Source organism: Stenotrophomonas sp. GD04145 (assembly GCF_029835135.1).
In the GTDB taxonomy this organism is placed as follows: Bacteria; Pseudomonadota; Gammaproteobacteria; order Xanthomonadales; family Xanthomonadaceae; genus Stenotrophomonas; species Stenotrophomonas maltophilia_P.
In genome coordinates this window covers 52,719-62,153 of the sequence record NZ_JAODZG010000022.1, presented here as the reverse complement: position 1 = coordinate 62,153, position 9,435 = coordinate 52,719, and the positions used below count along the sequence as shown (strand labels likewise).

At 66.3% G+C, this 9,435-nt stretch carries 9 protein-coding genes, 1 pseudogene and 1 riboswitch; of the genes and pseudogenes, 3 read left to right on the top strand and 7 right to left on the bottom strand.

Annotated elements, in window-relative coordinates; all coding sequences use genetic code 11:
- Nucleotides 1-1,095: 3,4-dihydroxy-2-butanone-4-phosphate synthase (gene ribB / locus N7367_RS12390; protein WP_279942490.1), on the bottom strand; the 1,095-nt coding region annotated here is incomplete at its 3' end.
- Nucleotides 1,092-1,703 carry a riboflavin synthase gene (locus N7367_RS12385; protein ID WP_279942489.1) on the bottom strand — a complete coding sequence of 204 codons (612 nt, stop codon included), beginning with the start codon at nt 1,701-1,703 and terminating at the stop codon, nt 1,092-1,094. The genes N7367_RS12385 and ribB, both read right to left, overlap by 4 nt.
- Nucleotides 1,704-1,777: 74 nt before the next feature.
- Nucleotides 1,778-1,923, bottom strand: a riboswitch (FMN riboswitch).
- A 237-nt stretch (nt 1,924-2,160) separates the two neighbouring features.
- Here N7367_RS12385 and N7367_RS12380 point away from each other — a divergent pair.
- The 3 genes from N7367_RS12380 to N7367_RS12370 all read left to right on the top strand — a co-directional run bounded on the left by N7367_RS12380 (nt 2,161) and on the right by N7367_RS12370 (nt 4,806).
- Nucleotides 2,161-2,784 (top strand): hypothetical protein, encoded by a 624-nt coding sequence (locus tag N7367_RS12380; RefSeq protein WP_279942488.1) that lies wholly within the window; start codon nt 2,161-2,163, stop codon nt 2,782-2,784.
- Between the two features lie 127 nt (nt 2,785-2,911).
- Nucleotides 2,912-3,781: a hypothetical protein gene (locus N7367_RS12375; protein ID WP_279942487.1), complete on the top strand. Its 870-nt coding sequence runs from the start codon at nt 2,912-2,914 to the stop codon at nt 3,779-3,781.
- 140 nt (nt 3,782-3,921) lie between these two features.
- Entirely contained in the window at nt 3,922-4,806 is an 885-nt protein-coding gene (locus tag N7367_RS12370; RefSeq protein ID WP_279942486.1) for a hypothetical protein, read from the top strand.
- A 176-nt stretch (nt 4,807-4,982) separates the two neighbouring features.
- Here N7367_RS12370 and ribD read toward each other — a convergent pair whose 3' ends face one another.
- The 5 genes and pseudogenes from ribD to N7367_RS12345 all read right to left on the bottom strand — a co-directional run bounded on the left by ribD (nt 4,983) and on the right by N7367_RS12345 (nt 9,406).
- Entirely contained in the window at nt 4,983-6,068 is a 1,086-nt protein-coding gene (gene ribD / locus N7367_RS12365) for a bifunctional diaminohydroxyphosphoribosylaminopyrimidine deaminase/5-amino-6-(5-phosphoribosylamino)uracil reductase RibD (RefSeq protein ID WP_279942485.1), read from the bottom strand.
- 161 nt (nt 6,069-6,229) lie between these two features.
- Entirely contained in the window at nt 6,230-6,751 is a 522-nt protein-coding gene (gene nrdR, locus N7367_RS12360; protein ID WP_053518899.1) for a transcriptional regulator NrdR, read from the bottom strand.
- A 214-nt stretch (nt 6,752-6,965) separates the two neighbouring features.
- Nucleotides 6,966-7,400, bottom strand: coding sequence for a hypothetical protein (locus tag N7367_RS12355; protein ID WP_197600899.1), 435 nt, complete (start codon nt 7,398-7,400; stop codon nt 6,966-6,968).
- An 82-nt stretch (nt 7,401-7,482) separates the two neighbouring features.
- Nucleotides 7,483-8,736 carry a serine hydroxymethyltransferase gene (glyA, locus tag N7367_RS12350; RefSeq protein ID WP_065175825.1) on the bottom strand — a complete coding sequence of 418 codons (1,254 nt, stop codon included), beginning with the start codon at nt 8,734-8,736 and terminating at the stop codon, nt 7,483-7,485.
- 189 nt (nt 8,737-8,925) lie between these two features.
- Nucleotides 8,926-9,406, bottom strand: a pseudogene (locus tag N7367_RS12345) (RcnB family protein).
- Nucleotides 9,407-9,435 lie beyond the last annotated feature (29 nt).

Below are 9,435 nucleotides of genomic sequence, written 5' to 3'. Positions count from 1 at the left end.
GGCCACCGTCTCCACCACTTCCAGGCCATAGCCGGCCAGGCCGATCTGCCGGCGCGGCGTGCCCAGCACGCGCAGCTTGCCCAGCCCCAGATCGGACAGGATCTGCGCACCGGCGCCATTGCGGCGCCACTGGCCCACATCCTTGTCCTTGCCCGGCACCACCGGTGCGGGCTGCTGGCGCAGGCGGGCGAGCAGCGCCTCGCCATCGCGCGGCGCCGACAGCACCACCATCACGCCGGCACCTTCGGCGGCGATCGCACGCAGCGCGTCGGTGGCGGCCACGCCGAAATCGTCACGACGCCAGTGCAGCAGGTCGGCCAGCGGATTCTCCACCTGCACGCGCACCAGGGTAGGCGTGCCAGCGTCGGGAGTGCCGCGGACCAGGGCGAAGTGCAGGTCGTGGGCGATGCGGTCGCGATAGGTCACCAGCCTGAACGGGCCAAACTCGGTATCGATGTCGCGCTCATCGACGCGTTCGACAGTCTTCTCGGTGGCCAGGCGGTAGGCGATCAGGTCGGCGATGGAGCCCATCTTCAGGCCGTGCTCGCGGGCGAACACTTCCAGCTCCGGGCGACGCGCCATGCTGCCGTCCGGGTTGAGGATCTCCACCAGCACGCCGGCCGGTTCCAGCCCGGCCAGCATGGCCAGGTCCACGCCCGCTTCGGTGTGGCCGGCGCGGGTCAGCACGCCGCCCGGCTGGGCGATCAGCGGGAAGATGTGGCCGGGCTGGTGCAGGTCCGACGGCCGCGCGTTGGGCTTCACCGCGGTGCGGATGGTATGCGCGCGGTCATGGGCGGAGATGCCGGTGGTCACGCCCTCGGCCGCTTCGATGCTGACGGTGAAATTGGTCTGGAACTGCGCGGTGTTGGCCTGCACCATCGGCGCCAGGCCCAGGTCGGCGGCGCGGGTGCGGGTCAACGGCAGGCACACCAGGCCACGGCCGTGGGTGACCATGAAGTTGATGTCGCTGGCCTTGACCAGCTCGGCAGCCATGATCAGGTCGCCTTCGTTCTCGCGGTCCTCGTCATCGACGATGACGACCATGCGGCCCTGGCGGATGTCTTCCAGGATCTCGGGGATCGGCGCGAAGTTCATGCTGCGCCTCCCTGCAGGTGCCCGCCAACAAGACGTTCGACATAACGGGCGACCAGGTCGATTTCCAGGTTCACCGCACTGCCCACGCCGGAGGCGGAGAAGGCGGTGTTGGCCACGGTATGCGGGATCAGCGCGACCTCGAAGCCTTCCTCGTCCACTTCGTTGACGGTGAGGCTGACGCCGTCCACGCAGATCGAGCCTTTCTTGGCGATGTAGCGCAGCAGCGAGGCCGGCGCGGCGAAGCGCCAGCGCTGGGCGCGCGCGTCATCGTGGATGGACAGCACCTGGCCCAGGCCATCAACGTGGCCGCTGACCAGATGCCCACCCAGACGATCGGTCGGGCGCATGGCACGCTCGAGGTTGATGACCGCGCCCTGCTCGAGTTGGCCCAGCGTGGTCAGGCCCAGCGTCTCGGTGGAGGCATCGGCCTGGAAGCTGTTGGCGTCGAATGCGATGACCGTCAGGCAGACACCGTTGATGGCGATGCTTTCGCCCATCTGCACGTGATCGAACGGCAGGTTGCCGACATTGAAGGTGAAGCGGACATCGCCGCCGATGGACTCGCGTGTGGCCAGACGGCCGACGCCTTCGATGATTCCAGTAAACAAGTAACGTTCTCCGCAGGATGTGAGCGAAAAACGCCGCAAGGCAAACAGGCACGCGCAGGGCATGAGCCCTGTGGCACCGTCTTCTTTCATCCGGACTATGACCGTCGGCTCCGGCCTTGAACCGGATCTGCTGACCCCCGGCCGTGGACCGGGGCGCTCGCGGGCTCGTGCTTGCGCACCTACCGCCGGTGGGGAGTTGCACCCCGCCCTGAAGACGTTTGTGTACCGGCGAACCGGCGCAGCAAGTGTACCAGCCCGGGCTGAACGGGGTGGGATGCCCGGCGCCGCAGCCGTTTCCCGGCGGGAAACGGATCTCACCCCAAGCCTGCCCAGCCTGTGACGGCTGTCTCTCGCATTTTGTAAAACTTTCATTAAAATTCGCCGCGGACGACATGACGTCGCCACGGGCGGCGCCTCCGGCGCGCCCGCCAATGGACTGCAATTCACAGGAATTCCCATGCGCAAGCTCCTGATCATCGCCAGCCTGCTGGCCGTCGCTCCGCTGGCCTCGGCCGCCGAAGGGCTGAGCTACACCTACGTCGAAGGTGGCTGGACCCAGGTCAAGACCGACGACAGCGATTTCAACGACCCGAAGCTTGACGGCGGCTACGTGCGCGGTTCGTTCGCGCTGGCCGAGCAGGTGCACGTGTTCGGCAGCTGGTCGCGTACCAGCAAGAGCTACCACTTCACCGGTGCGTCGGCCAAGTTCGAACTGGACCAGCCTGAGCTGGGCATCGGCTACCACATGCCGTGGACGGACCGCCTGGACTACACCGCCGACATCGCCTGGGTGCGCCAGAACGCCGAGCTGACCGTGAAATCGGATCTGTTCGGCCGCGAACACCTGAAGGATCACACCAACCTGGCCCGCGCCACCATGGGCGTGCGTGGCAAGCCTTCGCCGAAGACCGAAGCGTGGGCCAAGGCCGGCTACATGGATGGCGGCAACGACTTCAAGGGCACCTGGGTCGGCACCGTCGGTGGCCAGATCAATTTCACCCCGACCTGGAGCCTGGTGGGAGAAGTCTCCGGCCAGCGCGATGTCACCCAGTTCTCGGCCGGCGTCCGCGCCAGCTTCTGATTGCCCGATCCTCGTCGTGCGATCGAACGGGCCCCGCAAGGGGCCCGTTTTTTTTCGGACAGGTTGCATGGATTGCCGGGCCGGCAAGCCCGATCCTCTGGGCCCCTCACGCGTTCCGGTCCATGCCGTGCTGAAACCTGTCCTTGCCCTGTTGCTGTCCGTACCGTTTGCCACGCGCGCAGCAGAACCCGCCGCGCTTTCACTGGAAGCAACGTTTGATGCGTATATCCAGGTCATTGCCCACAATGATGGTCGAGCCCGGGACATCCTCAGGCGCAGCCTGGAGACGGCGGACGCTGACCACCACCATCACATCGCATCCAGCACGTACCGGCTGTATGCCTTTGGAGGTCTGGACAAAGTGTTCAGTGCGGCGGCAACCGAGGCAATACATGCACGCATCCAGCGCATCCGTTGCGAGATCACTGGGATCGAGGCCGTGAAACGCGACACATCAGATCATCACGAGGTACGCTATCAATGCCTGCTCCCGGACGTATCGGCGGCCTTTGACGTTTACCGCGAGAACCGCAGGTATTTCCATCCGGACAAGGATGAAGAGCGATTCGCGGCCTTCCTCGATCAATACGCTGCGATTGTCAGCGACGCACCCGACCGCATCCACCAGGCGGAAGCCGCGTTCTACCGTCTCGGCAGTCCTGGCCCATGGATGGGCGGCACCTTGGACGATCTTGCCCCCGCGCTGTTTGGGCGATTGCTCCCCTTCAAGGAGTGGGACGAACGGATCGATGCTGAGTCCGTCGTTGTATTCTCCGGCATTCCAGCGTGTGATCTCATGCTGGACGCACAGATGAAATTCGCAGCACGCCACTATCCGGACGACCCACGCCAGCGGGGCGCAGCGCTTCATGAAAGCATGGCGGAGCTTCTGAACATGCTGGGTCGGGAATCTTCAATGAGATACTGCAGGGCGATCCATGACGCCTACCGTGATCAGTGGTCAGCCACGTTCGACAACACGCTGCCACGACGATGACCACGTGGTCACCCGCCTGAAGCGCGTTCCCCGATCCTCGTCGTACGGTCGAACGCCCCCGCAAGTGGCCCGTTCTTCTGCCTGCGGCAACAGCGGAAAATGCGCTAGGCTTGCCCGCCTATGGACCCGGAATCACTGTCATGAAGACCCCCCTGCGCTCCCTGCTGGCCACTGCACTGTTGTGCGCTCCCCTGTTCGCCAGCGCCGCCTCGACGCAGCTGAGCCCCGAACAGACGTTCGATCTCTATTCCCGCGTACTGCTGGAAGACGACGCGACCGCCACGCGCACGCTCAACGACGCGCTGAAGCCGGCGTTCGAGGGCCAGGACGCCGTGACTCCGAACCCGGGCGCGCTGGCCAAGGCATTGGTCGAACCCTGGCAGACGGTACTGGCCAGCACCGGCGCTTCGATCGACGCTGCGGCCACCGAAGCGCTGTACGCCAAGGCGCTGCGTGATTCGAAGTGCCGCGCAACCCAGAGCGTGATCGAAGACAACGAATACGTTGAAGACCAGAAGCTGGCGCGGATCACCTACACCTGCCAGGTGCCCGACCTGGGCAAGGTCCGCCCGCTGTTCGCCGCCAGCCTGGCCGACCATGCCAGCCCGGCCTCGCGCAAGCAGTTCACCGACGCCTACACCCAGGCGCTTCAGAGTGGTGCACGCGTGCCGGTCAGCGGCACCTTCACCCTCTACCCGGCCAAGGACAACGGCTACTGGTACAGCGGCAACTTCGATGATCTGGTGGGCACCGTGGCCGGTGCGCTGGCTCCGTTCGAGGACTGGATGCAGGACGCGCAGGCAGCCAACGCGCCGAAAGTGACCGGCATACCCGGCTGCGACCTGCTGCTGCAGCAGCACCGCAGCTGCGTGGCGAAGATCGCGCCCGACCAGATCAGCGGCGTGGACGCGATGGCCGAAGAGCTGAAGGCCAAAGCGCAGGTGCAGTCGGTCGAGGAGATGACGCAGGAGTGCAAGGCACTGCGCCCGCTGGCCGAGATGATGTGGACCGACGAATGCACCTGAGCCGGTAAGCGGTAGCGCCGGGCCATGCCCGGCGACACTGCGCTGCCGTCATCCTTCGTCATCATCGTGCGGAGGTTGCCGAACGCCTGACGATGCGGGTGGCGCTCGCCGCCATGCAGGGCTTTGCCCGATTCTCCAGGCGCGCACAATGCCCGCACCGTGCTCCAACGGCCGCATCATGTGCGCAGCAGCAGGCGCAGGTCCTCACCTACCTGGCATTGCTCGACCACGCGCAGCCGGCGTTGCTGCTGCATCGCCTCGATGCCCAGTCCGGCCAGCAGCGGGCGGGCGCGGTCCCCCAGCAGGGTGGGCGCCTGGTACAGCAGCAGCTCATCCACCCAACCGCCGCGCAGCAGCGCACCGGCCAGCGTAGCGCCGGCTTCGGTATGCACTTCGTTGATGCCGCGCCCGGCCAGCAGCGTCAGCATCGCGCCAAGATCGAGACGGCCGTCGGCACTGGGCACGCTGGCGAATTCGGCATCGGCTGCATCGGGTGCACTGACCGCCGCATCATGCAGGTACAACGTGGGTGCCCCACCCTCGCGCACGCGACTGCACTGCAGGGAACGCAGGCGCGAATCGAGCACGACGCGCAGCGGCGGCATCACGTCGACGTCCCCCAGGCGCACGGTCAGCATCGGATCATCAGCCAGGACGGTATCGGCACCGGTCAGGATCGCGCCGGCGCGTGCACGCCAGTGCTGCACGTCTTCGCGCGCCGCTGCTCCGGTGATCCATTTGGACGTGCCGTCGGCCATCGCCGTACGCCCGTCCAGGCTGGCGGCCAGCTTCATCCGCAGCCACGGGCGATTGCGCTCCACGCGTGACAGAAAGCCCTTGTTGAGCTCGCGTGCCTGCGCCGCCATCAGCCCTTCGGCGACCTCGATGCCGGCGCCGCGCAGCAGGTCGAATCCGCCGCCATCGACCTGCGGGAAGGGATCACGCAGCGCAGCGACCACACGCGTTACACCGGCCTCGATCAGTGCCAGTGCGCAGGGGGGTGTGCGCCCGTAATGCGCGCAGGGCTCGAGGGTGACGTAGGCAGTGGCACCGCGCGCCTCACCACCGGCCTCGCGCAACGCGAACACTTCGGCATGCGGGCCACCGGCACGCTGGTGCCAGCCCTGCCCGACCACACGTTCACCATGGGCGATCACGCAGCCGACCATCGGATTGGGGCGGGTGGTGTAGGCGGCGCGCTCGGCCAGGCGCAGCGCGCTGGCCATGTGCAGATGGTCGAGTACGGAGAATGGGGTGGTCATCTGGCCATGGTAACGCTGCCGGTGTTGATCCATGCCATCGGTGCCAACCAAGGTTGGCACCCACCAGTGAATGCGGCCATCGGTGCCAACCGAGGTTGGCACCCACCAGTGGATGCGCCATCAGTGCCAACCAGGGCTGGCACCCAACCAGGCAGAGGCGGTCAGCCCTTCTTCTTCTTGGCCAGCGCGATCACATCGCCCAACAGCTGCAGCTGTTCGGTGCTGGCCGGCAGCTCGCGTTCGAGTTTTTCGATTTCCTCGCGGAAATCGGCCACATCCTCGAAGCTGCGGTAGACCGAAGCGAATCGCACGTACCCCACGTGATCGAGCTTGCGCAGCTCGTTCATCACGAACTCGCCCACCTTGATCGAAGGCACTTCACGCTCGCCACTGAGGCGCAACTGATGGACCACCGCACGCACCGCCGCTTCGATCTTGTCTTCCGGCACGGCACGCTTCTGCAGCGCGCGATCAAAGCCGGCGCGTACCTTGCGCTGGTCGAAGGCCTCGCGGGTGCCATCGCTCTTGACGATGGCCGGCAGCTTCAGTTCGACGGTTTCCAGGGTGCTGAAGCGCTCGTTGCAGGCCTCGCACTCACGCCGACGGCGGATCGTCGCGCCGTCTTCAGAGACGCGCGAGTCGATGACCCGGGTATCGGCATGTTGGCAGAAGGGGCAATACATGGAACGCCTGGCTCAGGGGACAACCTACGCCATGGTCATGGCAGCGTCGCAAAGGTACCTGAGAAGGGGCTTTCCGGCAAATTTCATGTGCTGTACGGTCCCTCGTCAAGGGCAACCCTGCAGCCGTCCCAGATGCACCCAGATACTCAGAAACACCCTGATGCGTGAGGCTGGACATGCCATCCCTACACCACCATGCGACTTGCCTGAAAAGTCAGGCGCCCGGAAGGTGAGCAGGCCGCCAGCGCAGCCAGGCCAGATGCGCCGCGGGCAGCAACAGCGGCGGGCCGAACAGCAACAGGCTGAAGCCCTCCATGCGTTCGGTCAGGCCGACCACCAGCCCGAGCACGACGGCGGGCACTGCTGCCAGCGCGCCCAGCGCCAGCAACGCCCACCACACCCGGCCCACTGCCTGCAGGCCAGACCGGCCCTGCAGCAGGAAACCGGCGCCGATGTACAACCAGGCAACAATGCCCAGCGCCCCGGCGGTGCCCCAGCACACCAGCAGCAGCCGGCTCGGCAGGCGGGTTTCCTGCATCAGGCCGGAGTACACGCCCACCAAGGCCACGGTGCCTCCCAGCAGCACGCCTGGCAGCCCGAACAGCAGGGCCTGCACAAGGTGCAGGCGCTTGTGCAGACGTTCATCCATACGCTCATCCATGTGCGTTGCTCTCCCTGGGCCGGGGTCGGAGCCCTTCCCCTGCGGGACGGGATCCGACCCCATCAGCCGATCAACCGTAGACCGGGTACTTGCGGCACTGCGCGCTGACGGCATCGCGCACGCGGGCGATCACGGCGTCATCGTTCGGCGCATCGAGGACATCGGCGATCCAGTTGGCCAGATCCACGCAGTCCTGCTCGGTGTAGCCACGGGTGGTCACCGCCGGCGTACCCAGGCGCAGGCCCGAGGTCACGAACGGCGAACGCGGGTCGTTCGGCACCGAGTTCTTGTTGACGGTGATGTGCGCCTTGCCCAGTGCCGCTTCCGCGTCCTTGCCGGACACGTCCTTGCCGATCATGTCCACCAGCATCAGGTGGTTCTGGGTGCCGCCGGAGACGATCTTGTAGCCGCGCGCGATGAGCGTGCTGGCCATCGCCTGGGCGTTCTTCACCACCTGCTGCTGATAGGTCTTGAAGGCCGGTTCCAGCGCTTCCTTGAAGGCCACCGCCTTGCCGGCGATGACGTGCATCAGCGGACCGCCCTGGATACCCGGGAACACGATCGACTGCAGCTTCTTGACCAGGTCCTCATCGGCACCCTTGGCGACGATGATGCCGCCGCGCGGGCCGCGCAGGGTCTTGTGGGTGGTGGAGGTGACGACGTGGGCGTGGTCCAGCGGGCTCGGATAGACGCCGGCGGCGACCAGACCGGCGACGTGGGCCATGTCGACGAACAGGTAGGCGCCGACCTTGTCGGCGATGGCGCGGAAGCGCGCCCAGTCGATCACCTGCGAGTAGGCCGAGAAGCCGGCCACGACCATCTTCGGCTTGTGCTCCAGGGCCAGGCGCTCGACTTCGTCGTAGTCGATCAGGCCCTGGTCGTTCACGCCGTACTGCACGGCGTTGAACAGCTTGCCCGAGGCGTTCACCTTGGCGCCATGGGTGAGGTGGCCGCCGTGGGCCAGGCTCATGCCGAGGATGGTGTCGCCCGGCTGCAGCAGCGCGAAGTACACGGCCTGGTTGGCCTGCGAGCCGCTGTGTGGCTGCACGTTGGCATAGTCGGCGCCGAACAGCTGCTTGAGGCGGTCGATCGCCAGCTGCTCGGCGATGTCCACGTATTCGCAACCACCGTAGTAGCGCTTGCCCGGATAGCCTTCGGCGTACTTGTTGGTCAGCTGGCTGCCCTGCGCTTCCATCACTGCCGGGCTGGTGTAGTTCTCGCTGGCGATCAGCTCGACATGGTCTTCCTGGCGCTGGGTCTCAGCGGCGATGGCCTTGGCCAGTTCGGGATCGTAGGATTCGATGCGGACGTCACGCGGGAACATCGGGTACTCCAGCAGGCAGGGAAAGGGGGTGTACGGCTCAGCCCCTGATTGTAGCCCCGCACCGGCCGGCTGGGGCCGAAACGGACGGGGCCGGATCCCTCGAAGGAATCCGGCCCCGTATGGTTTCGAGTGAAGTTGCGGGGTCAGATCCCTTTCCGTTGGGAAGGGATCTGACCCCGACCGCGATCCTCAGCGGCTGCTGAGCACGTACTGGGCGATCACGCCGGTGGCGATGGCCACCAGCAGCATGTTGCCGCGGTCATCGCGGATCCAGTGGTGGCCATGCGGCGGACGGCGCAGGTGGTAGCGCGGATAGTCGTTCACCACGTAGATCGGGCCGCGATAGTAGTCGCGGTAGCGGTGCCCCACCTTCCAGCCATAGCCGGGGCCGTAGGCAGGGCGGTAGACCACACGCGGCGGCGGTGCCGGGCGGTAGTAGCGGTCATGGTCACGGTGCCACTCGCGACGGTCGTGACGGTAATCGCGCCGGGCCTCGCGGCGGTCGCGCTCCCAGTCACGCCGGTCCTGTCGCCACTCGCGGCGATCCTCCCGCCATTCGCGGCGGTCGTGGCCGCGTCCGCGATGGTCGTCGTCGGCAAATGCCGGGGCAACCGCGCCGAGCGCAAGCACAGAGGCCACGGCTCCGGCCATTAGCTCGATTGATGCGCATGTCAGACCTCTGCTTGGTGGGTGGTGACC

Excerpts from the sequence above, each read along its gene's own strand:
- N7367_RS12355 (WP_197600899.1), bottom strand. The coding sequence starts at position 7,400 with ATGGATGAACGTCTGCACAAGCGCCTGCACCTTGTGCAGGCCCTGCTG.
- N7367_RS12380 (WP_279942488.1), top strand. The coding sequence starts at position 2,161 with ATGCGCAAGCTCCTGATCATCGCCAGCCTGCTGGCCGTCGCTCCGCTG.
- nrdR (WP_053518899.1), bottom strand. The coding sequence starts at position 6,751 with ATGTATTGCCCCTTCTGCCAACATGCCGATACCCGGGTCATCGACTCG.
- N7367_RS12370 (WP_279942486.1), top strand. The coding sequence starts at position 3,922 with ATGAAGACCCCCCTGCGCTCCCTGCTGGCCACTGCACTGTTGTGCGCT.
- glyA (WP_065175825.1), bottom strand. The coding sequence starts at position 8,736 with ATGTTCCCGCGTGACGTCCGCATCGAATCCTACGATCCCGAACTGGCC.
- ribD (WP_279942485.1), bottom strand. The coding sequence starts at position 6,068 with ATGACCACCCCATTCTCCGTACTCGACCATCTGCACATGGCCAGCGCG.